Source organism: Bacillus sp. ES1-5 (genome assembly GCF_022487605.1).
Classification (GTDB): Bacteria; Bacillota; Bacilli; order Bacillales; family Bacillaceae_G; genus Bacillus_A; species Bacillus_A wiedmannii.
Window position 1 is genome coordinate 1 of the sequence record NZ_JAKVPU010000005.1, and the last position, 22387, is coordinate 22387.

Genomic DNA, 22387 nt, shown 5'->3' on the forward strand with positions numbered 1-22387 from the left:
TTGATTCTATCTGCAAGCATCTTGTTGTATACAAATCGAACACATCCAAATGTTTTTGAGAAAAACATTTGTTGTTCCTTATTTGGATAGATACGATATTTGTATGATTTTAACATTTCCTACACCTCACTTTTCCCTTGATTTTCAATATATTTCTTTACTACATCTATCGGTGAACCACCCGTAGTAATCAAGCAAAAGCTTCTTGAAAACATTTCTTTCCAAAGTTTCTTTCTCACGTGGGGAAAGTCTCTCTTGATGAGTCGAGAACTTGCACTTTTATAAGCATTAATGAACTTTGTCATTTCTGTATTCGGATGTGCCTTGAATAAGATATGTACATGGTCTACATCATGATTCCATTAAATATGTTCCTGCGAAACGAAATGAATATGTATAGTATCTTTTTGAGAGGTTGGCTTATTCAATATATTGAGGTCTCGTGAGAATTTGAAATGTATACAGTTAAACTACTTACTTAATTTTATATAGTAATCGTGGGTTTTAAAAGGTCTTTTTCAAATGAATATGGAATATATTTCTTTTGTTATGCATGTCAAATTCTTTGTGTTTAATTTAGAACATTCAGAAAAACTAATTGACATTGGGAAATTATTGATATAAAATCAACGGTAATTGCATAGTCTTATCAAGAAAAGGTGGAGGGACAGGCCCGATGAAACCTTGGCAACAGCCGTATAACGGAATTGTGCCAAATCCTGCAGGTAATAATCCTGAAAGATAAGAAAGAGCCTTTAGAGCGTGTTTTCAAACTGCTCCTTTCTTGTTTTCAGGAAAGGAGCAGTTTTTTTATTTTGTATAAAAGAAAGGAGAATGAGAGATGGGAGAGTCATGGGGAAAAGGAACAATTTGTGTGCAAGGTGGCTATACACCGAAGAATGGTGAACCGCGTGTTTTGCCACTTTATCAAAGTACAACGTATAAATACGATACTTCAGATGATTTAGCAGCGCTATTTAATTTAGAGGCAGAAGGATATATATATACGCGTATTGGAAATCCTACTTTAGCTGCATTTGAGCAAAAGTTAGCGGATTTAGAGGGTGGTGTAGGAGCGGTTGCAACGGCTTCTGGGCAGGCTGCTATTATGCTTGCTGTTTTAAATATTTGTAGTAGCGGAGACCACTTGCTTTGTTCTTCCACAGTTTATGGCGGAGCGTTTAATTTATTTGGAGTAAGTTTGCGTAAGCTTGGTATTGACGTTACGTTCTTTAATCCGAATTTAAGTGCTGATGAAATTGTGGCCCTTGCTAATGATAAGACGAAACTTGTTTATGCAGAGTCGTTAGGAAATCCAGCGATGAACGTTTTAAATTTCAAAGAATTTTCAGATGCAGCGAAAGAGTTAGAAGTACCTTTTATCGTGGATAATACATTAGCAACTCCTTATTTATGCCAAGCATTTGAGCACGGAGCAAATATTATCGTTCATTCTACGACGAAATATATCGATGGTCATGCAAGCTCTTTAGGCGGCATTGTCATTGACGGAGGGAACTTCGATTGGACAAATGGGAAATATCCTGAACTTGTTGAACCGGATCCAAGTTATCACGGCGTAAGTTACGTTCAAAATTTTGGTGCAGCAGCTTATATTGTGAAGGCGCGTGTTCAATTATTAAGAGACTACGGAAACTGTATGAGCCCATTCAATGCGTATATTAGCAATATCGGCTTAGAAACGCTGCATTTAAGAATGGAGCGTCATAGTGAAAATGCTCTCGCAGTTGCTAAGTGGCTTGCTAACCATGAACGTATTGAATGGGTGAATTATCCGGGATTAGATAGTAATGAAAATTACTCGTTAGCACAAACGTATTTGAAAAAAGGTGCTAGTGGTGTGTTAACATTCGGCATTAAGGGCGGATTAGAAGCAGCGAAAGAATTTATCGCAAATGTAAAACTAGCCACTCTCGTAACGCATGTAGCGGATGCACGAACTTGCGTTATACATCCTGCTAGCACAACGCATAGACAATTAAGTGCTGAAGATCAGCGTCTAGCTGGCGTTACATCAGATTTAATTCGTTTATCGGTTGGTATAGAAGATGTTTCTGATATTATTGCAGATTTAGAAGCAGCGCTAGTCGGAGGCAAAGAACATGCCGATCATAATTGATAAAGATTTACCAGCTCGCAAAGTGTTGCAGAAGGAAAATATTTTTGTAATGACGAAGGAGCGAGCAGAAACACAAGATATCCGGGCATTGAAAATTGCTATCTTAAATTTAATGCCTACAAAGCAAGAAACAGAAGCGCAATTACTTCGTTTAATTGGCAACACACCGTTGCAATTAGATGTTCACTTACTTCATATGGAATCACATTTGTCTCGCAATGTAGCGAAGGACCATTTAACGAGTTTCTATAAAACATTCCGTGATATTGAGAATGAGAGATTTGATGGACTTATTATTACAGGAGCACCAGTTGAAACTCTTTCTTTTGAAGAGGTAGATTATTGGGAAGAGCTTAAACGTATTATGGAGTATTCAAAAAAGAATGTAACATCTACGCTTCATATTTGCTGGGGGGCACAGGCTGGCTTGTATCATCATTATGGTGTTCCAAAGTATCCTCTTAAGGAAAAAATGTTCGGTGTATTTGAACATGAAGTCCGTGAGCAACATGTGAAATTGTTACAAGGGTTTGATGAATTGTTTTTTGCCCCGCATTCTCGTCATACAGAAGTACGAGAGAGTGATATTAGAGAGGTGACAGACTTAACATTATTAGCAAATTCTGAGGAAGCGGGTGTTCACCTTGTCATTGGGCAAGAAGGAAGGCAAGTGTTTGCGCTCGGGCATAGTGAATATAGTTGTGATACGTTAAAGCAAGAATACGAACGTGACCGCCAGAAAGGGTTAAATATTGATGTGCCGAAAAATTATTTTAAACATAATAATCCAAATGAGAAACCGCTTGTAAGGTGGAGAAGCCATGGGAATCTATTATTCTCGAATTGGCTGAATTATTACGTGTATCAAGAAACCCCTTATGTATTATAAAAAAAGATTGTGTAACACGTGGTAACGTTTTCTTTGTAAAGATTAACTTATATTTTTCCGAATGTTCGAAAAACATTGTTTTTCAGATTTTTTACTCATATAATTTCATCTAAACACAATTTTTGAGGGGTGGACAGTATTATGAAAGAAATTCAAGTTGGTTTATTAGGTCTTGGGACAGTTGGTAGCGGTGTAGTTCGTATCATTACAGATCATCAAGAGCGACTTATCCACCAAGTAGGTTGTCCTGTAAAAGTAACGAAAGTACTAGTACAAAATATTGAAAAAGAGAGAGAAGTAGAGGTATCTTCTACTCTATTGACACAAGATGCAAATGAAATTTTAGATAATCCAAATATTGACGTTGTCATCGAAGTGATGGGTGGCATTGATGATGCAAAAGCATATATTTTGCAAGCCTTACAGAGCGGGAAGCATGTTGTGACTGCCAATAAAGATTTAATGGCGTTACATGGGGCGGAACTCTTAGCGGTAGCAAAAGATAATAAAACAGATTTGTTTTATGAAGCAAGTGTAGCCGGAGGGATTCCGATTTTACGAAGTATCGTAGAAGGACTTTCTTCAGATCTTATTACGAAAGTAATGGGAATTGTAAATGGAACGACAAATTTTATTTTGACGAAAATGTCAGATGAAGGGAGAGCATATAACGACGTGTTAAAAGAAGCCCAACAACTTGGATTTGCAGAAGCAGATCCAACATCAGATGTGGAAGGTTTAGATGCAGCGAGAAAAATGACGATTTTGGCTACCCTTGGTTTTTCTACAAATGTAGAGCTTGGAGATGTGAAGGTAAAAGGGATTACTTCTATTACAGAAGAAGATATTGAATATAGTAAGAGTTTAGGATACACGATTAAATTAATCGGTCTTGCGAAGCGAGATGGTGAAAAATTAGAGGTGACAGTTGAACCGACACTACTTCCAAATACACATCCTCTTGCGGCCGTGCAAAACGAATATAACGCTGTATATGTGTATGGTGAAGCGGTCGGAGAAACGATGTTTTATGGACCAGGTGCAGGAAGTTTACCAACAGCAACAGCTGTTGTTTCAGATTTAGTAGCTGTAATGCAAAATATTCGATTAGGTGTAAACGGAAATAGTGCGGTATCCCCGCAGTATAAAAAGGTATTAAAAGAGCCAGACGAAATTGTTGTGAAGAAATTTTTAAGACTTCATGTAAAAGATGAAATTGGTGTATTTGCAAAAATTACTTCATTATTCTCTGAGCGTGGCGTTAGCTTTGAAAAGATTATTCAAATGCCGCTTGAAGAGAAAGGGAAGGCTGAAATTGTAATCGTGACGCATCGTGCGTCTCTCGCTGATTATGATTATATTCTACATACGTTGCAAGGGTATGAAGAAATAGATTGTTTGAAAGCAAACTATCGAATTGAAGGGGATGCTAAATAGTATCCCTTATCATAAAACAGAAAGAGCCTGTTAAGCAGCTTGCTTAATAGGCTCTTTTCTATTTAAAATCTTCGTACCAATTTGAATAAATGCTTGGATAATCCAGCCTGTTGTAAAGGATAAGATGATTGTTCCAAAATAGATAGGTCCATTTAATAGGAAGCTTAATGTTAAAAATAAAAACGCTAACGAAATTTCTGTTCTTCTAAATGTCCATTTCTTTTTCTCAGCAACGGTTAAAACGAAAGCTTCTTGAGGTGCTGCGCAAAGGTTTGTAGAGACGTAAAGACCAATCCCAGCTCCAACGAATAGATTTCCGCAAATAAGTGTTATATATTTTGGAAGAGAACGGATAGCGTCCATAATAGTTGGCATGGAACCGATCCAATCAACAAAAAGAGAAATAAGAACCATCGTTACAATTGTACCGATCGTAATTTGTTTTTTATTCCAAAAGAGTACGATAAGGGTAAAAGCAAAGTTAATTATGAAAATCCAAAAACCGATACTTATCCCAAAATTTTGATATAGTGCAATAAAGAAGGAATCATAAGGGCTAAGTCCAAAGGAAGTAATTGTCGTCATCATATTAATACCGATGGCGAGAGTGAGTAGACCGCCAATGAAAAATATATATTCTAATTTGAATCGAAGCATAGTTGTATATCCTTTCAAAATGTATTTGCTAGGAAAGGATATATTGTGGAAAGCTTACCAGGTCAAGGGAGAATTTTTGCAGAGAAGGGGAAAATGAGATGACGAATATAAGAAAAATTGCTGAACTTGCTGGGGTATCTGTTTCAACTGTTTCACGTGTACTGAATAATCATCCATATGTGAATGAACAGAAACGAAAAGAAATTTTAACAATTATAGAAGAATTAAATTATACGCAAAATGTGAATGCAATTCATTTAGTGAAAGGAAAAACGAATGTCATTGGTGTTTTATTACCGCACGTAAATGATCAATATTATAGCGCTATTATCGAGGGAATATCAAAGGAAACAGCAAAGAATAACTATAATATGATGCTTTGTCAGACGAATTATAGTGAGGAAAGAGAATTAGAAATTTTGAATATGTTAAAAATGAAAAAGCTTGATGGGGTTATTATATGTTCCCGAGCAAATAGTAAGGAAAAGCTTGAAGAATATATGAAATTTGGTCCAATTGTTATGTGTGAAGAAATAGACTCGAATTTCATTTCGAGTGTGCATATTGATTACTATAAAGTCTTTTCGCGCGGCATGAAGAGCTTAATAGATGCCGGCCATACAAGTATTGGGTATTGCATTGGAAGAAGTAATAGCATTAATAGTCAGAGAAGAAAACAAGCGTATGAGGATTCGCTTCAACAGATTGCTGTAACACCGATAGAGGCCTGGAAGTTTAAGGGCTGTTTTACAGTGGAAGATGGACGTAATGTAATCAGGGAATGGGTCTGTATGTCAGTGAAACCAACTGCGTTTCTTGTATCTTGCAACCATATTGCAGCGGGAATGGTAACGGAAGCAAAAAAACAAGGAATTCGTATTCCAGAAGATATTACGATTATCGGTTGTGATGATCAAGATGTCGCAGATATTTTAGGCATTACGACGATTTCATATTCTAGTAAAAATGTTGGCGTGAAGGCATTTGAATTATTATATGAAAAGATTAATGATGAGAAAATAGATGTAAAGCACGTAGAGTTATTGCCAGAACTAGTACATAGGGAAACAACATAATAGATAAGGTGTGAAAATCGCTTTTCAAAATTGCGTTTGGTATAATTATGGACAATCTATGAGGGCTAAAAGGGGTTTTGATATGAGATCAAAAGTAGTAAAAGTAATTCTACTCATTACAATTGCATCTTTCTGTTTATTTGCATATGGCTTTGTTTCAGGTGTAAATGATGTGTTAAATCCGAAAGCTTCAAATTTAATTAAAAAGACCGATGTAGTGGCAAAAGAGAAAAAGAAAACGGGAACGTTACAAATCGTTAGTTTAGGTGATTCATTAACACGTGGTGTTGGTGATAAAGAAGGAATTGGCTATATTGGGCGTATGAAAGAGGATTTACAAAAAGATTATAAGCAAAAGGTTGCATTAACAAACTTAGCTGTTAGTGGTGCAAAAATGCCCGATCTATTAAAACAAATTGAGAGTAGTGGCGCTCAATATTCAATTAAGCAAGCAGATGTAATCGTTTTAACAATTGGAGGAAATGATTTATTTCCAGGTTGGGAATCGCTTGGAAAGATAGATTTAGAAACATACCGTCCTGATACAGCGACGTTCCAAAATGAAGCGAAGAAAATAATAGAAGAAATTCGTAAGTTAAATACAGGTAGCCCTATTTTTTGGCTTGGTTTATACAATCCTTTTGAAGATGTAGAAGATTTAAAAGGTTCTTCAAACATCGTTGTAGACTGGAATGCATCTTTAGAAAAATTAGCGCTAAATGATAAAAATGTGTATATTACACCCACATTTGATTTATTCCAAAATCGTGGGAAAGAATTATTATACTCCGATCATTTTCATCCGAATGAAGTAGGGTATACATATATGGCAGACCGATTAGTTCAAAATGTTGTGAGTAAATTAAAACTAGAACAAGGAGGGGTAAAATGACGACGATACTTTCCGTACGAGACGTGAAGAAGGTAATTGGAAAGAAGACAATTGTAGAGAATATTTCCTTCGATGTAAAACAAGGGGAAGTGTTTGGTTTCCTAGGGCCGAATGGTGCTGGAAAAACAACTACAATTCGAATGTTAGTTGGATTGATTAAAGAAACAGAAGGTACGATTTCTATCGGTGGTTATTCAATTAAGGAAAATTTCAGAGAAGCGATGCGTCAAATAGGGAGTATCGTTGAAAACCCAGAACTGTATACATATTTAACTGGATGGGAAAATTTAAAGCAATTTGCCCGTATGCTAGGTGATATATCAGATGAACGTATTATTGAAATTGCTCAAATGGTTCATTTAGATGAAAGAATTCACGATAAGGTAAAAACGTACTCACTTGGTATGAAACAGCGCCTTGGCATTGCGCAAGCGCTTCTTGGAAATCCAAAATTGCTCATATTAGATGAGCCAACAAATGGTTTAGACCCAGCTGGAATTAGAGAACTTAGGGAATTTATACATAAGCTTGTGAAAGAAGAAAATATGAGTGTGTTTATTTCAAGTCACTTGCTAAGTGAAGTACAAATGATATGCGATCGGGTTGCGATTATTCATAAAGGAAAAATGATAACAGTTGCCAAGATTGAGGATTTAATTAAAACAGCAAGTGATCGTGTAGAATGGATTGTTACACCGATTTCTAAAGCGAAAGATATGCTAGAAGATGCTAAGGAAGTAAGAGAAGTGAGTATAGAAGATAATCGATTACTATGCCGCATGGATATTGCATCTATAAGTAGTTGGAATAAAAACTTTGTAGAAAATGGGATAGATGTGCATAGCGTTAAGGAGCTTGTATTTACGCTAGAAGATTTATTTATTGAACTCACAAGGGGTGAGCAGCATGCGTGAATTTGCGAATCTAGTTTTAAATGAATCGGAGAAAATTTATCGTAAGAAACGTATTTTTGTTGTCATGCTTATTTTAGCAATCTTGATCCCACTTTTTGTGTATGCGCAGTATCGTGAAGTAGAAACGACACAAAAAAGGCTAGGTACAACGGATTGGAAAGTTTCGCTGCAACAACAAATTGTTGATTCTCAAAACCGCTTGAACAATTCTAGACTACCAGAAGAATGGCGTGATTGGCTAAAGGTAAGAGTGGAGCAGCAACAATATTATTTAGATCATGATATTAACCCGATGGCACCGGGCGCACCCACTTTTGTAAGGGCGTTTATTGAGCAAGGAATTACATTGTTTATTCCGCTTCTTGTAATGATTGTCGCTATTGATATTGTTTCAGGAGAACGAAGTGATGGAACGATGAAGATGTTACTTACGCGGCCGATTCGGCGCTGGAAAATACTCCTTAGTAAGTACGTGACGATGTTATTTTTCATTTCACTCATACTGCTCCTTGTCGGTTTGTTTGCTTACGTATTATCAGGGCTTGTATTTGGATACTCAGGATGGAATTTACCCGTTTTAACTGGGTTTGTTATTGATAAGGAAACGTTAAATACGAATTTTGTACATCTTATTCCGCAGTGGCAATATATTTTGATGGCGTATGGATTAGCTTGGTTTGTTGCTATCGTTGTCGGAACTATATCATTTATGGTTTCCGTTTTAATTCGAAATACACCAGCTGGTATGGGCGTCATGTTAGCCGCACTAATTGCAGGTGGTATTTTAAGCTCATTCGCAACATCTTGGGAAGGTGCGAAATATATTTTTAGTGTGAATTTATCATTAACAGATTATCTATCAGGAAAATTACCTGCATTACAAGGGTTATCGATGGGGTTTTCTTTAATGAATTTAACTATATGGGCCGTTGTGTCCCTTATTATTTCGTTTGTAGTATTTACAAAGCAGGATATGGTGAATTAATTGGACGGGAAGTGAAAGCATGAAAAATGTTTTAAAAAATGATTGGGGGCCATTATTGGCACTGGAATTTGAGAAAGAATACTATCGCAAACTAGCTGATTTTTTGAAAGAAGAGTACAGCACACATGTTGTTTATCCGAAAGTAGAAGATATTTTTAATGCTCTAGCATATACAAGTTATGAAAATGCAAAGGTCGTTATTTTAGGACAAGACCCATATCACGGACCGGATCAAGCGCATGGTTTAAGCTTTTCGGTACAACCAGGCATTAAAACGCCACCGTCATTGCTAAATATGTATAAAGAACTTCGAGATGAATATGGGTATGAAATCCCGAATAACGGTTATTTAGTAAAGTGGGCAGAGCAAGGAGCTTTATTATTAAATACGGTATTAACGGTTCGACAAGGTGAAGCAAATTCTCACAAAGGAAAAGGATGGGAGCATTTCACAGATCGTGTCATTGAGCTATTAAATGAACGTGAAAAACCAATTATTTTCATATTGTGGGGACGTCATGCACAGGCGAAGAAAAAATTAATTACGAATACGAAGCATCATATTATCGAATCTGTACATCCAAGCCCATTATCGGCAAGACGTGGTTTCTTTGGGAGTAAGCCATACTCTAAAGTAAATACGATATTAGCTAATATGGGCGAAAGAGAAATTGATTGGGAAATTCCAAATTTGTAAATAAAAAAGGTAGTTAACAGTCGTTAACTACCTTTTTGTTATTATTGTTGTTCGTTCTTTAATTTTGCATCTAGTACAAACGTACCGAATGGGATAATTGATGAAACAAATGCCCCAAGTGCCCATGCAATTGATTTGCGGTGTACGATTGTTACTTGAATTACCGCAAAGATAAATAGAATAAATAAAACACCATGAGCCATACCTGTAATTTTAACGGCTGTTGCAAATCCTGCAAAATATTTTAATGGCATTGCTACAAATAATAGTAATAGGAAAGAAATCCCCTCAATTAAGCCGATTGCTCTTAATCGTCCGATTGGTGTAGATAACATGAAGTAGCCTCCTTTAATGTATGCTTGTATATAGTAAATTTGTATTCTTTTTCAAAATAAAATAGTCTATTTTGTTCCATTATATACAAAAAGAAAGTTTACACTACGAGAATAGTGCAAAGTTCAAAATATAGTCACAAAAGCATATTAATTTAAATAAAAACCTATTTGAAGTATTTGACTTCAAATAGGTTTTATGAATGAAAATATTAAACAAGTACTTCGTTTTTTAGTACGAACTTCTCTACGACTTTTGCAACGCCATCGTTCATATTTGTATCTGTTACGTAGTTGGCAATTTCCTTAATATCATCTGGTGCATTTCCCATTGCAACACCAAGACCAGCAAATTCAATCATCGCTTGGTCATTATAGCTATCGCCCATTGCGATAACTTCTTCACGCTTAATGCCAAGTTTTTGAATCAGTTTGTTTAAGCTTGTTCCTTTTGTAACACCGGCTTCAGTAAATTCTAAGAAGAATGGTTTAGAACGCATAACACTTAATTGGCCTTCTAGTTGTTGTTGTAGTTTCTTTTCTACTACAACAAGTCGTTCAGCTTCTTTATTCATTAATACTTTTACTACAGGCTCTTTAACAGCATTTTTAAAGTCATCTACTACAACAATTGGCATACCAGTAATATCGCCCTCAATTTCAGTATAAGGATTATTTTCTTCTGTTACGATATCATCGCCAATATAAGTATGAATCCATACATCTTCAGTTTTACTAATTTCAAATAGGTTGTGAACGATTTCAGGAGATAGCGTACTACTAAAGATTTCTTCGTTTGTTTTACAGTTAATAATTTTTGCACCGTTAAAGGACAGAATGAAGCTACCGTATTCTTCTAAACGGAGTTCTTTCGCTACATTGCGCATACCGAATGTTGGACGTCCAGAAGCAAGTACAACTTTTACACCTTGCTCTTGTGCAGTCATTAGAGCCTCTTTCGTACGAGGTGAAATGGTATGGTCGTCACGTAATAAAGTGTCATCTAAATCTAAAACAATCATTTTATAAGTCATATTAAAAATTCCTCTCTTTGTTGAAATAGAAATAAAGTTTTATGAAGATATTGGGGAATATATAGTAAGACATCGAACTTCTTTATCCCACATTAACGGGTAGTAAGACCCCCAACTCAAAATTCAGCGAAAGCAAAGAAGTTAGGTGGGGGATCAACTGCCCGTAAAAGTCCGATTGGTTCAACTAATAATCAGTGGGGGATGAACAAAACCCCCACTGATTAAAGTTTCACTTTATGTGAAGCTAGAAGAAGTTCTGTACTTTTAGTATAAATTACCACGAGCACGTTGCCCATGATAATTTATACTGCTAATGCCCGATCGGTGAGAGCTAATCATTAGTAAAGATGAATAGCTCTCATTGATTAAAGTTTCACTTTATCATTATCGTAACAACTCTAAAGATAGAGTGCAATAATGGAAGTTTTCCAATTTACGATGGTTGTTTTTCTGTAGAACGAGAAAATAGTATTTCGAGCAAAATTGCCATTACAGATCCAAGAACAAGGCCGTTACTTAAAAACGATGCTAGAAACGGCGGGAGTGTAGAAAATGCTCCTGCTGGAACAAACATAACACCGACTCCTGTAAAGATCGAAAGACCCGCTACTTTAAATAATCGCTCTTTATCCTGTACTGTTTCGTATTCGCGAAAGGCAAGACCAATCATGCTTGCAAATACAGGGTAAATGGCAGCATATCCGACTGCGATAGGTATCGCCGCAAAGAATGAAGTAATCTTTGGGAATATACTAACGAGAATAATAAAGCTTGATCCTAACATAAATGGGAGTCGTTTATAAATATTAGTCGTTGCAATAAATCCTGCTGATCCAGAAATCGCGACAGGTCCAATAGCTGAAAAAAGGCCTCCTAGCAATTGATTTATTCCTGTTATAATGCCGGCTTGTTTGAAACGATCTGGTGCTGCATTCTTTTCATACTTAGAGACAATCCTTTGCACAACGCGAATACTTGCTAACATATTTGTTAGAAGTAATAGTGTAACGAAAACGACCGTAATTGCCATGTTCCATTCAATACGAGGCATTCCGAAAACAAATAGAGACGGAAAACGGATTATATCTGTCACAGGCGTTACTGGATTTGATAATCCGAAGCATGCGAATAATATCCAGCCACAGACGATACTGAAAAGAACGGAATATTGTCCGATAATAGGTAGCTTCATGATGAAAAAGGATAGTAAAATAACAATGAGTGAAAGAATAAATACGTCAGCTTGTACTTCTGTATGTTGTCCGTCAAGACCGAACATTCCCTTTAAGAAGGACCCGCTAAGTTGCGCGACAAGAAGAAATAAATATGTTCCAATGACTGTCGGTGTAAAATAGCGAACTAGTTTATCGATGAGTCCAAAAACGCTAAGGATAATACAAATGATACCACTTAATAGGAAAGCGTACTGAAGGACTTTAAGCGTTTCATTGCTGGATCCAAATAATACGACACCTAAACTTGCATAAAGGGAGAAAATCCCCCACCAAAGTCCAGCAGGACCTTCTTGAATAGGAAGTTTATGCCCAAATATAGCTTGCAGTAGGCCAGCAAAGCCAAGAACAAATAATGTTCTTTGTACGAATGCAATAGCTTCAGCGCCATCGAGGCCGTAACTAGTTGCGACGCTTATTGGTACAATAAGGCTCCCAGCTAAAATAAATAGCGCCCATTGTAAGGCGGAAAGAAATGTTTTCATTATATCAACCTCTTTCATAGATTCCGTATCTAGTATATATGTATTTCATTTCCACTGGCAAAGATTGTAGATAGAGAAAAGAGTTGAAACACGATATGAATGCACGTAAGCAATTATGGATAGCAGTTATATGTATGACTTTTGTTGTAATTCTAGGAACGTTAGGATTTATGGCGATTGAAGAGATTAGTTTGTTTCAAGCATTTTGGATGACGATGATTACTGTATTAACTGTTGGGTACGGAGATGCAGTTCCTGTAACACAGGCAGGAAAAGTTTTTGCGCTTCTTATCATACCGGTTGGAGTCGGTATTGTTACATATGCAATTGGTGTAGTGGCAGCTATGATTATTGAAGGGAATTTATTTCATGCAGTTCGGAGGAAGAAGATGGATAAACAAATAGCACAGTTACAAAATCATATTATCGTATGTGGTTGTGGTAGAGTAGGGCTTCAAGTTGTACATGAATTGCAAGAAAAGAAAATTCCATTTGTCGTTGTAGATAAAGATGAAAGCATATTAGAGAAGGAAAAACTTTTGTATGTACACGGAGATGCAACGGAAGACCAAGTGTTACATTATGCTGGAATTTCAAAGGCAGCTGGTTTAGTTGCCATCGTAGCAAATGATGCTGAAAATGTATTTATTACATTGACAGCAAGAGGATTAAACGATGCAATTAAAATTGTGGCAAGAGCAGAAAAACCAGAAACTGAGGACAAGCTAAAGCGGGCTGGGGCAAATAAGGTGATTAATCCATCTAGCATGGCAGGAATTCATATTGCAAAAGGTATTGCGAATCCGCTAACAGTTCATTATATTGATACAGTACTATATGGCGTGGATCAGTCATTTGTAATTGAAGAAATTTCAGTCGGCAAGGGTTCTATTTTAGCTAGTAAATCGTTACTAGAGAGTGATGTGAGAAATCAATTTGATGTAACAATTTTAGCGATTTTGAGAAATGGGAATGTTATACATAATCCAACGGGGCAGGAAAAACTACAAGAACATGATATGATAATAGTGTTTGGTTCAGTAGAGAAGCTAGGACAATTTGAGAAAGAACTACAAAGTAAGAGGTGACAAGGAATGCAAATATCGAGCGATAAGATTTTAAATAAAATGGCGAATGAAATTGCAAAGGCAAAAAGCAGTGAAGGGCAACAATCAAAAGCGCATTTATTAGTTGTGCGAGCGTTATGTGATTTATTATTAGATGAACAAGCTGAGCCTTCTATGTATAGAGAACCTGAGATTCCAACACAAGTAATTGGATCTCAGCCTATGACGACGGTTCAACCAGTTATGCCGGTTTCTGGAGAACCTGTTTATATAAAAGAAGAAGGCGCAAACGGTAATTCTTTATTTGATTTTTAGAAGATAAATCGTTTGGCTTATATGAAAAAATTGCTTATGATAAAGGTAAAAAAAGGGGAATTAAGATGAAAATTTTCTTTTTACTAGGTTGTATTGCGGCAGGGCTATCTGTTGCGCTAGGGGCTTTTGGAGCGCATGGTTTAGAAAATAAAGTTTCTGCAAAAATGTTAGAAGTGTGGAAAACAGGCGTTACATATCAAATGTTTCATGCAGGTGGACTATTTGTAGTTGCTTTATTAATGGATAAAATTCAATCATCACTTTTAACTACTGCTGGCTGGCTTATGGTAGCTGGGATTATTATGTTTTCAGGTAGTTTGTATGCATTAAGTACGACAGGTATTAAGTTCTTTGGCCCAATTACACCTCTTGGTGGTGTAGCGTTTATCGTGGCATGGATCTTAGTCGGAACTGCAGTTGTAAAAGGGTTATAAAAAACAAAAGCTGGCATACGCCAGCTTTTTTTTATGGTCTTGGAGCATAAGTTGCTTGTTGACTAGGTAAATAAGTAATTTCTTCTGGGAATTCTACATAATCTAAGTAAATCATTAATAGTAAAAAACGTTTCCCTGATTGGGGCTCACTAATTACGATATGATCACGACCAGCTGCCTCAATAATACCTGTATAAGATTGTGTACCGAGCGAACTACCACGCTCATAAGTCATTACAACGGTGGCTTGCTTGCCTTTGTTTAAGCGAAGAATATTTTCAATATACGACTGTTCTAATGGTAACATGCCTTGAGAAACGGCATATTGAGCTTGCGCAGCTTGTTGTTGCATTGCTTGCTGTTGTTGCTGTTGCTGTGGGGTCATTTGTTGCGGTTGTACATAAGTTCCAGATGGTTGATAGAAACCTGTTCCGTAATACGGGTTTTGTTGCTGTGCCATTCAAAAATCCCTCCTCATTATCAATCCTTAATATACGCCAGGACAATCCTCGCCAGATGGCTGGAAGAAGCAGTGCTTTTTGAAGCGACCAGAGTTTTGTTGATTATACCAAGTTGGCGGACAAGGGCCTTCCGGTCTAAAAAACCATAAGGAAAAGTTGGCGGGCCAAAAACGTTGTCCTTGAATCGTTCGCCTTGCTAATGCGATATCTTGTTCTCTTGCACGCTGATAAAAATACCCTTTTTGCGTTGCCTCAAAACCGCCAGGATTTTGATAAACCATTTGACGTAAATTACGTATTTTTTTAAAATCTAAACAATTTCCGCGAACACGATTTACCCCTACGTTTCCGACCATTAACATTCCTTGTTGTCCTTCTCCTTCGGCTTCAGCACGCATCAGTCTAGCTAATAACTTTACATCTTCTTCGTTATAAGCAATAACACCCATTATGTGTCACCTCTCTTTTTGGAATACCTTGTGGAAAGAGGTTTATTTCTAGATGAAGTGTGTAACGATTACTAGTTCATACGTATGAGAAAAAGGACTCAGATATGACAACCAAACGAAGTTTTACATGGAGAGAGGGAAATAAAAAAAGCTAGCGTGAGCTAGCTTTCCATCATTAAAATACTTTAGACCATAAGTTTGAGAAGAAATCTCCGATAGAGCGCATTGTTAATACGAACCAATTTGCCTTTTCAACTTCTTCTGTCGTTTTTGCAGTAACTTTCATGTTTTTATTTCCATCTAAAAATCCGTATTTATCAGTTGGTTCTAGAACGATGGAACCTACCTTTGCATCCTTCTTAATAGGAGCGACTAAATGTCCATCTTCAGCGAGGGACTTATCCGCTTCAGTAGAGATTTTGTAAGGTGATTTGTCACCCTTTTTCGCAATGACTGTTATTTCTTTTTCAGGTGCAATAGTTACTTGATCTTCTTTACCTTTTACTACAGAGATTGTGTTGTGTTTATCAACTTTTAATTTTTGCTTTTCAAAGTTATTAAATCCATATTCAATTAATGCACGAGATTCAGTGAAACGCTCGTCCATTGATTTTGTTTTAATAATTACTGAAATAAGGCGTAAGTCACCACGTTTTGCTGTAATGGTGAATCCGTATCCAGCGGTATCAGAACTACCAGTTTTTAAACCATCTGTTCCTTCATAAGAAAAAGCGGCACCTGGTAACATCCAGTTCCAGTTTTCCATACGAATTGGTTTCGGATGATTATCTGGGAAGTTTCTAAATCTTTGTTTTGTATCCTCTAGCATTTCTGGATACTTTGTAATCATTGCTTTTGAAAGCATACCCATATCGCGAGCTGACATGGAATTTTCTCCATTCGGATCCGTTCCCTCAGGGTGTTTTCCTTTTAAGTCAGCGTTATTTAACCCAGTAGCGTTTACAAATTTATATTTCTTTAACCCTAGTTTTTTTGCATGTTCATTTGCAAGATTTAAGAAGTTTTTCTCACTCCCTGCAAGAAGTTCTGCTAAGGCAATACTAGATCCGTTTGCAGAGAAGATAACGATAGAATGATATAATTCTCTTACAGTATATTGACGTCCCTTTTCAAACGGAACGTTAGAGAATTCATTATTACGTGAAACTTCATAAGCGTAATCAGAAATGTTTACCTTTGTATCCCAAGTGATTTTTCCTTCTTTAATTGCTTCTAATACAGCATAAACAACAATTAGTTTTGACATACTAGCGATAGCTAGTAATTCATCTGGATTTTGTTCATGCAGTATTTTTCCTGTATCTGCATCAAATAGAAGTGCAGCGGCTGCCTCAATTTGTATTTTTTCTTCCGCATGGGATGTTGTTACTCCTAAGGAAGAAATTGACAATAAAAGCACTAGTAAAATAGACAAGATTTTCTTCATATAGATTATCACCTTCGCATCGTTATTAGCATGTAGCTCGTACCATTTTAGCATAAATTTGGATATAGAAAGGTTACAATTTTGTAAGGAATTTGAAAGGAATTTGTCGATTTTTGTTCAAATTTGCGGAGAAAAGAAGTTTTTTGAAGAGAAATATAGAGGGTAATAAAAAAAGGAACGAATTTCGTTCCTTTTTCACGATTTGCCCCGCTATTTGCCGGGCAGTAAGATCCCCACCTCAAAATTAAGAGAAAGCGAAGAAGTTAGGTGGGCGATCAACTGCTCGTAAAAGCCCGATTGGTTCAACTAATAATCAGTGGGGATGAACAAAATCCCCACTGATTAAAGTTTCACTTTATATGTGTAAAAATTTCTCTACCTTTTCATCTGGTAAAATGTTTCCAACGAAAAATGTTCCGAATTCACCATAACGAGCACTTACTTCATCGAAGCGCATTTCATATATAAGTTTTTTAAATTGAAGAACATCGTCAGCGAATAATGTTACGCCCCACTCAAAATCGTCGAATCCAACTGATCCTGAAATAACTTGGCGTACTTTACCTGCGTACTGGCGACCGATTTTACTATGACTGTACATCATTTTTTTACGTTCTTCCATAGGAAGCATGTACCAGTTGTCATCACCTTGGCGACGCTTGTCCATTGGGTAGAAGCAAATGTGATTTGCTTTTGGTAGTTCTGGATATAAGCGAGCTAAGATTTGTGGGTTTTGATATGGGTCTTCATCAGCTGGAAGGTAGTTGCTTAGTTCAACAACAGATACGTAAGAGTATGCAGGAACCATATATTCAGCTAATGTTGTTTTATTCAATTCTGTCTCAATTTCATTTAACTCTTCCATTGTTGGACGTAAAATCATAAGCATAATATCAGCTTTTTGGCCAACAACTGTATACATTGCATGACTGCCTTTTTTCGCAGTAGCTACTTCGTTCCATTTTTCAACGACATTTAAAAATTCAGACACAGCTTGTCCGCGTTCGTCGCTAGATAATGTTTTCCATGCAGCCCAATCAATAGAACGTAAATCATGTAAACAATACCAGCCATCTAACGTTGTTGTTGCTTCACTCATTCTATTCACCTCAGTTAATGATAGTTTTACACGTTAACTATAGCATATATAGTTTTAAAATCATCTATATAAAGCCTTGGCACATAAAATTGTCACATTTAAATTTACTTGAAAATAGGAGGAGATAAGGCTTAACGGGGATTTATTTCTAGGCTGAATTTTATGAAAATATAATCATTTTCATTTTATCTATTTTTTGGGAGCTATAAGTTTAAAATATAGAGGAAAAGCAGTATTCTTAAAGATAGAGTTTTTTAACATATGTAGGAGGGTTTATTCGTGAGCAACTTATTTACAACAGTAAAAGAAAAAGTTCAAGGAAAAGGCATTTCTATCGTACTTCCTGAAGGAACTGATGAAAGAATTTTAGGCGCTGCAGAGCGTTTAGCAAAAGAAGAGTTAGTACAACCAATTTTAGTTGGTAATAAAGAAGAGATTAGCGCAAAAGCTGCTAGCATGAATTTAACATTAGCAGGCGTTGATATTTATGACCCAGCTACATACGAAGAAATGGATGCAATGGTAGCATCTTTCGTTGAACGCCGTAAAGGTAAAGCAACTGAAGAAGATGCTCGCAAAATCCTTAAAGACGAAAACTATTTCGGTACAATGCTTGTATACATGGGCAAAGCACACGGTTTAGTAAGTGGTGCGGCTCACTCTACAGCTGATACAGTTCGTCCAGCACTTCAAATCATTAAAACAAAACCAGGCGTTACAAAAACTTCTGGCGTATTCATTATGGTACGTGAAGAAGAGAAATATGTATTCGCTGATTGCGCAATTAACATTGCACCAAACAGCCAAGATTTAGCTGAAATTGGTATCGAGAGTGCGAAAACTGCTGAACTATTCGGTATTGATCCACGCGTTGCTATGTTAAGCTTCTCTACAAAAGGTTCTGCGAAATCTCCAGAAACAGAAAAAGTTGTAGAAGCAACTCGTATTGCAAAAGAAATGGCTCCTGAATTAACTTTAGATGGAGAATTCCAATTCGATGCTGCATTCGTACCATCTGTAGCTGAGAAAAAAGCTCCAGGTTCTACAATTAAAGGTGATGCTAACGTATTCGTATTCCCAAGCTTAGAAGCTGGTAATATTGGCTACAAAATCGCTCAACGTTTAGGTAACTTCGAAGCAGTAGGACCAATCTTACAAGGTTTAAATATGCCTGTAAATGACCTATCTCGTGGATGTAACGAAGAAGAAGTGTACAAATTAGCTTTAATTACAGCAGCTCAAGCACTTTAATTCTATAATGAATCGAAATAAAGACCGTCGCTATTATAGCGACGGTCTTTATTTTTCTAAGCCAAGTGCTTTATTGTTACGATCAATAATACGTTGTAAATTCGTCTCATATAAAGGTATTTCATCTATTGTTAATTGAGATGGTGTTAACTTTGGAGCGAATTGCTGCAGTGTTTTTAAAAGGCGCATCATTAAATCTTGTACTGTAATGGTTTCGCCAAGTAATTCTGAAAGTGAAGCCATCGTACTTGGTACAATTTCAGGATACGTAAAGCGTGTTTCTTCTCCTTGAATGGCTAGGTTGTAGAAATCACGAACGAGTGCAGCACGCTCAGAGCCACTTCCTGTAGCGCAGAGATAAATTTGGACAGCGACACCACCGCGAATACGGCGCTGTGAAATGCCAGCAAATTTTTGATTGCGAATACTTAAGTCATAGCTACCAGGACAGTAAGAACCAATAATTTCTTTTGCCTCGATTGTAACATCGTAATCGTTTAACATTTCCTTAATTAAATGCCACATTGTATCGTATCCAAGATCAATATCGATACCTTTTTCTGTCTCTTGGAATAAAAGTGATACGTTTAAAACACTTTCATCAAGTACGACTGCAAGTCCACCGGAATTACGAACGATAACATTGAAGTTGTTTTCTTGTAAAAAGGAAATACCTTCTTCCAAGTGTGGTAGGCGTGAATCTTGAATGCCAAGAACAATTGTATTGTGATGAACCCAAGAACGCATTGTTGCAGCAGATTGACCATTTCCAATGCTTGTGCACAGTGTGTCATCCATTGCGAATGACTGCAATGCATGGAATGTTGGTCCCAAACTAGACTGATCTACAATACGCCACTCTGGCTGAGATAAAATGGAACGGGAATTGCTCATATAACTAACCCCTTATCTTTAAAATGACAATCTCTATTATAGCAAAAAATAATGAAATTAGTTTTTAAGAGGGAACCTTACTGAACTGTAAGGTTTTTGTAAGGAAAGTGAATTGGTTAAACGAGCTGCGATAGTTAAACTAAGAGATGCAATTATGCTTTTAGGAGGAATACACATGAAAAAATTTAAATTAGGAATCGTAGCAATTATGTCTGCTGCTGTATTTAGTGGTTGTTCTATTATGGATATGATTGCACCACAAGCAAAGGGTGTCGTTATGTACGGAGATGAAACTGGCGTTCAAAAAACAATGGATCAATATAAAGATAAAATTGAATCCAAAAATACATTTGAAGCAAAATTAGGTACTGTCAATGAGAAAAAGGTTTTAATTATGAATAAAAAAACAGCTGAAAAGATGGTAAAAGAAAACATGCTGAAAAAAGTAGTGAAGGAAGATGTAGAACCTATTAAAGCATTGCCGGCTATTTCTGATGAAGCTGGAATCGTATTTGCTAAAGAGGAACAAAAAGATGTAGTAATTGATGGAAAGAAAATGAAGTATGAAGGTAATGTAGTAATTGGTGATGCGCGTAAATATACAGATATGTATGTAGTTGTTAGTGATACGGAATATGTAAAGATAAATGAACCGGTAAAAACGATTGGATTAGCAGCTTTTAAAGAGAATCCAAAGGAAAAGATTTTCCCAGATATAAAGAAAGGTTCTAACGTAGAAGAAGCACATATGGTTGAAGTGAAATAATAAAAAGGATGCATGTAATGCATCCTTTTTATTCTGCAATTTTTTCTAAATTACCGTTTCGATCCATTCGGAAAGATGTTTGAGAACGTTCTTCGTCATCCATGACTGCCAACTTACGAGCTCGGTTCATAATGTTCATAAGTGTTTCGTAATCTTCTTGTACAGTATGAGATTGTTTTTCTAATTTTTCTAGTTTCTTTTCTAGTTCTTCATTTCGAAGGATTTGTACTCTAATTTCTTGTTTCAATCTCGTATTCTCGTTTTCAAGAGTTGTCACTTTTATATTTGAAGATCCGACTGTTTGTAAAAAATAAATAACATCTTGCATGGTCATAGAGCTTTTTGCAGCAGGAACAGTAGATTCTTTATATGGAATAGCTTCTTTATATTGTACAATTTCTTCTTCTTGTACGAATTCTTCATAATCAGTTATCGAATCCAAAGCTGGTGGTGTATAAAGTAAACGTTTTTTCGCTTGTTCACCGCTTGCAGCACGCATTTTATCTTTACGATGTTTTTTTGCTAGTTGAAGAGCTTGTTCATAGCTGTAGCGAACAACAGCATTCCAACGGAAACCGCAGGCAGCCGATGTACGATTTAATTGATCTCCTACTTCTTCAAATGCATTTAATTGAGTACTTCCTTCTCGAACGTGACGAAGTACAGTTTCAGCAAGTAATAAATCATCCTCATCCGTCCAAGCATCTTGTCTTACTTTCATAGATTCAACTCCCTTTCTTTTTATGAACTTCCTATTTTTATAATGGGCAAAAAAATGAGCTTTTATACAAAGCTTTTAAAAATATGGTAGATTTCGATGAAAGGTGAAAATTTTGCTATGAATGATGAGAGCTTCTGTAGGAGAGTATATAAATATGTAGCATTATATGAAGAAAGAGCGTCGCAAGGAAACTTGCAACGAGCTTCAAAGAGCGGTAAAATACCATTTAGTGTTTATTTTTAAATGTACTTGAGAAAAGTTTAAAATAGAGGAAGTGTTATATAATGGGGAACGAATTTCGTGTGTGTGATGATTGTCAGGCAACGAACGTTAAAACGTTGATTCCAAAGTTAAAAAAAGTAGATTCATGTGCAACGATCGAAGTTGCATGTCAGTCTTACTGTGGCCCTGGTCGTAAAAAATCATTCGCATTTGTAAATAATCGTCCAGTTGCGGCTCCAACAGAAGATGAATTAATTGTAAAAATTGAAGCAAAGTTAAATAAGTAAGAAAAAGAAGAGTGAACAGATTACTCTTCTTTTTTTATGCCCATAAGAGGAATGAGTTATTCTACGAAAATACAATTGAGTAGATTAACATTCAATGAAGGAGGGGCATCATCTGTTCATTCAAATTTCAATTTATATAAATTTATATTTCAAAATAATGGTTGACAGTCTTTTGAAGCGATAGGTAGAATAGATAGTGTCTGA

The 22387-nt window shown here is 36.3% G+C and carries 25 protein-coding genes, 1 pseudogene and 1 riboswitch; of the genes and pseudogenes, 14 read left to right on the plus strand and 12 right to left on the minus strand.

Going from position 1 to position 22387, the window contains the following annotated elements:
- Together MKO96_RS16915 and tnpA are read right to left on the minus strand one after the other, a co-directional pair.
- Window positions 1-116: helix-turn-helix domain-containing protein (locus MKO96_RS16915; RefSeq protein ID WP_240588379.1), on the minus strand; the 116-nt coding region annotated here is incomplete at its 3' end.
- Between the two features lie 3 nt (window positions 117-119).
- Window positions 120-362: pseudogene (tnpA, locus tag MKO96_RS16920) on the minus strand (IS200/IS605 family transposase); the annotation flags it as partial.
- A gap of 281 nt (window positions 363-643) precedes the next feature.
- A riboswitch (SAM riboswitch) is annotated at window positions 644-748 on the plus strand.
- 93 nt (window positions 749-841) lie between these two features.
- On the opposite strand from tnpA, the gene MKO96_RS16925 reads away from it, so the two are divergent.
- From MKO96_RS16925 to MKO96_RS16935, 3 genes are all read left to right on the plus strand, one after another.
- Window positions 842-2140, plus strand: a complete 1299-nt coding sequence (locus tag MKO96_RS16925; RefSeq protein ID WP_240588163.1) for a bifunctional O-acetylhomoserine aminocarboxypropyltransferase/cysteine synthase — start codon at window positions 842-844, stop codon at window positions 2138-2140.
- A complete protein-coding gene (gene metA / locus MKO96_RS16930; protein WP_240588164.1) occupies window positions 2124-3029 on the plus strand; it encodes a homoserine O-acetyltransferase MetA in 906 nt (301 codons plus the stop codon). Before MKO96_RS16925 ends, metA begins: the two co-directional genes overlap by 17 nt.
- A gap of 141 nt (window positions 3030-3170) precedes the next feature.
- Window positions 3171-4466, plus strand: coding sequence for a homoserine dehydrogenase (locus MKO96_RS16935; protein ID WP_240588165.1), 1296 nt, complete (start codon window positions 3171-3173; stop codon window positions 4464-4466).
- Between the two features lie 30 nt (window positions 4467-4496).
- Here MKO96_RS16935 and MKO96_RS16940 read toward each other — a convergent pair whose 3' ends face one another.
- On the minus strand, window positions 4497-5123 hold the full coding sequence (locus MKO96_RS16940; RefSeq protein WP_240588166.1) for a YczE/YyaS/YitT family protein: 627 nt from the start codon (window positions 5121-5123) through the stop codon (window positions 4497-4499).
- A gap of 98 nt (window positions 5124-5221) precedes the next feature.
- On the opposite strand from MKO96_RS16940, the gene MKO96_RS16945 reads away from it, so the two are divergent.
- Genes MKO96_RS16945 through MKO96_RS16965 form a run of 5 tightly spaced genes read left to right on the plus strand, consistent with a single transcriptional unit; the run spans window position 5222 to window position 9687 of the window.
- Entirely contained in the window at window positions 5222-6199 is a 978-nt protein-coding gene (locus tag MKO96_RS16945; protein WP_240588167.1) for a LacI family DNA-binding transcriptional regulator, read from the plus strand.
- Between the two features lie 10 nt (window positions 6200-6209).
- The gene (locus MKO96_RS16950) at window positions 6210-7091 is read left to right on the plus strand and encodes an SGNH/GDSL hydrolase family protein (RefSeq protein ID WP_141525220.1); all 882 of its coding nucleotides are present in this window, start codon (window positions 6210-6212) and stop codon (window positions 7089-7091) included.
- Window positions 7088-8005 (plus strand): ABC transporter ATP-binding protein, encoded by a 918-nt coding sequence (locus MKO96_RS16955; protein ID WP_088047717.1) that lies wholly within the window; start codon window positions 7088-7090, stop codon window positions 8003-8005. Before MKO96_RS16950 ends, MKO96_RS16955 begins: the two co-directional genes overlap by 4 nt.
- Window positions 7998-8990: an ABC transporter permease subunit gene (locus MKO96_RS16960; RefSeq protein ID WP_240588168.1), complete on the plus strand. Its 993-nt coding sequence runs from the start codon at window positions 7998-8000 to the stop codon at window positions 8988-8990. The genes MKO96_RS16955 and MKO96_RS16960 overlap by 8 nt, the downstream gene beginning before the upstream one ends.
- 19 nt (window positions 8991-9009) lie before the next feature.
- On the plus strand, window positions 9010-9687 hold the full coding sequence (locus tag MKO96_RS16965; protein ID WP_240588169.1) for a uracil-DNA glycosylase: 678 nt from the start codon (window positions 9010-9012) through the stop codon (window positions 9685-9687).
- A gap of 41 nt (window positions 9688-9728) precedes the next feature.
- Here the strand turns inward: MKO96_RS16965 and MKO96_RS16970 are convergent, their stop codons facing one another.
- The 3 genes from MKO96_RS16970 to MKO96_RS16980 all read right to left on the minus strand — a co-directional run bounded on the left by MKO96_RS16970 (window position 9729) and on the right by MKO96_RS16980 (window position 12770).
- Window positions 9729-10022 carry a DUF3817 domain-containing protein gene (locus tag MKO96_RS16970; protein WP_061680068.1) on the minus strand — a complete coding sequence of 98 codons (294 nt, stop codon included), beginning with the start codon at window positions 10020-10022 and terminating at the stop codon, window positions 9729-9731.
- 209 nt (window positions 10023-10231) lie between these two features.
- Complete coding sequence (locus MKO96_RS16975) at window positions 10232-11053, minus strand: Cof-type HAD-IIB family hydrolase (RefSeq protein WP_087983385.1); 822 nt, start codon at window positions 11051-11053, stop codon at window positions 10232-10234.
- A 433-nt stretch (window positions 11054-11486) separates the two neighbouring features.
- Window positions 11487-12770 carry a purine/pyrimidine permease gene (locus tag MKO96_RS16980; RefSeq protein WP_240588170.1) on the minus strand — a complete coding sequence of 428 codons (1284 nt, stop codon included), beginning with the start codon at window positions 12768-12770 and terminating at the stop codon, window positions 11487-11489.
- A gap of 95 nt (window positions 12771-12865) precedes the next feature.
- Between MKO96_RS16980 and MKO96_RS16985 the strand changes: the two genes are divergently transcribed.
- The 3 genes from MKO96_RS16985 (at window position 12866) to MKO96_RS16995 (ending at window position 14586) form a co-directional block, all read left to right on the plus strand.
- Window positions 12866-13858: a potassium channel family protein gene (locus tag MKO96_RS16985; protein ID WP_240588380.1), complete on the plus strand. Its 993-nt coding sequence runs from the start codon at window positions 12866-12868 to the stop codon at window positions 13856-13858.
- 6 nt (window positions 13859-13864) lie between these two features.
- A complete protein-coding gene (locus MKO96_RS16990; protein WP_087983379.1) occupies window positions 13865-14152 on the plus strand; it encodes a YwdI family protein in 288 nt (95 codons plus the stop codon).
- Between the two features lie 65 nt (window positions 14153-14217).
- Complete coding sequence (locus MKO96_RS16995) at window positions 14218-14586, plus strand: DUF423 domain-containing protein (protein WP_000688322.1); 369 nt, start codon at window positions 14218-14220, stop codon at window positions 14584-14586.
- Between the two features lie 31 nt (window positions 14587-14617).
- Here the strand turns inward: MKO96_RS16995 and gerQ are convergent, their stop codons facing one another.
- The 4 genes from gerQ to hemQ form a co-directional block, all read right to left on the minus strand.
- Window positions 14618-15046, minus strand: a complete 429-nt coding sequence (gene gerQ / locus MKO96_RS17000) for a spore coat protein GerQ (RefSeq protein WP_000068647.1) — start codon at window positions 15044-15046, stop codon at window positions 14618-14620.
- Between the two features lie 27 nt (window positions 15047-15073).
- Window positions 15074-15496, minus strand: a complete 423-nt coding sequence (cwlJ, locus tag MKO96_RS17005; RefSeq protein WP_000538163.1) for a cell wall hydrolase CwlJ — start codon at window positions 15494-15496, stop codon at window positions 15074-15076.
- Window positions 15497-15671: 175 nt separating this feature from the next.
- Entirely contained in the window at window positions 15672-16949 is a 1278-nt protein-coding gene (locus MKO96_RS17010; protein WP_240588381.1) for a serine hydrolase, read from the minus strand.
- Between the two features lie 349 nt (window positions 16950-17298).
- Window positions 17299-18042, minus strand: coding sequence for a hydrogen peroxide-dependent heme synthase (gene hemQ / locus MKO96_RS17015; protein ID WP_001287595.1), 744 nt, complete (start codon window positions 18040-18042; stop codon window positions 17299-17301).
- 279 nt (window positions 18043-18321) lie between these two features.
- Here hemQ and pta point away from each other — a divergent pair, with 279 nt between their 5' ends.
- A complete protein-coding gene (gene pta / locus MKO96_RS17020) occupies window positions 18322-19293 on the plus strand; it encodes a phosphate acetyltransferase (RefSeq protein ID WP_000067226.1) in 972 nt (323 codons plus the stop codon).
- Between the two features lie 48 nt (window positions 19294-19341).
- On the opposite strand, the gene lipL is transcribed toward pta, so the two are convergent.
- Window positions 19342-20187, minus strand: coding sequence for an octanoyl-[GcvH]:protein N-octanoyltransferase (gene lipL / locus MKO96_RS17025; protein ID WP_240588171.1), 846 nt, complete (start codon window positions 20185-20187; stop codon window positions 19342-19344).
- Window positions 20188-20362: 175 nt separating this feature from the next.
- On the opposite strand from lipL, the gene MKO96_RS17030 reads away from it, so the two are divergent.
- Entirely contained in the window at window positions 20363-20953 is a 591-nt protein-coding gene (locus MKO96_RS17030) for a lipoprotein BA_5634 family protein (RefSeq protein WP_240588172.1), read from the plus strand.
- Between the two features lie 28 nt (window positions 20954-20981).
- On the opposite strand, the gene MKO96_RS17035 is transcribed toward MKO96_RS17030, so the two are convergent.
- Entirely contained in the window at window positions 20982-21674 is a 693-nt protein-coding gene (locus MKO96_RS17035) for an RsfA family transcriptional regulator (RefSeq protein ID WP_240588173.1), read from the minus strand.
- Window positions 21675-21958: 284 nt separating this feature from the next.
- Between MKO96_RS17035 and MKO96_RS17040 the strand changes: the two genes are divergently transcribed.
- A complete protein-coding gene (locus MKO96_RS17040; RefSeq protein ID WP_000526075.1) occupies window positions 21959-22183 on the plus strand; it encodes a YuzB family protein in 225 nt (74 codons plus the stop codon).
- The last annotated feature ends 204 nt before the right edge of the window (window positions 22184-22387 follow it).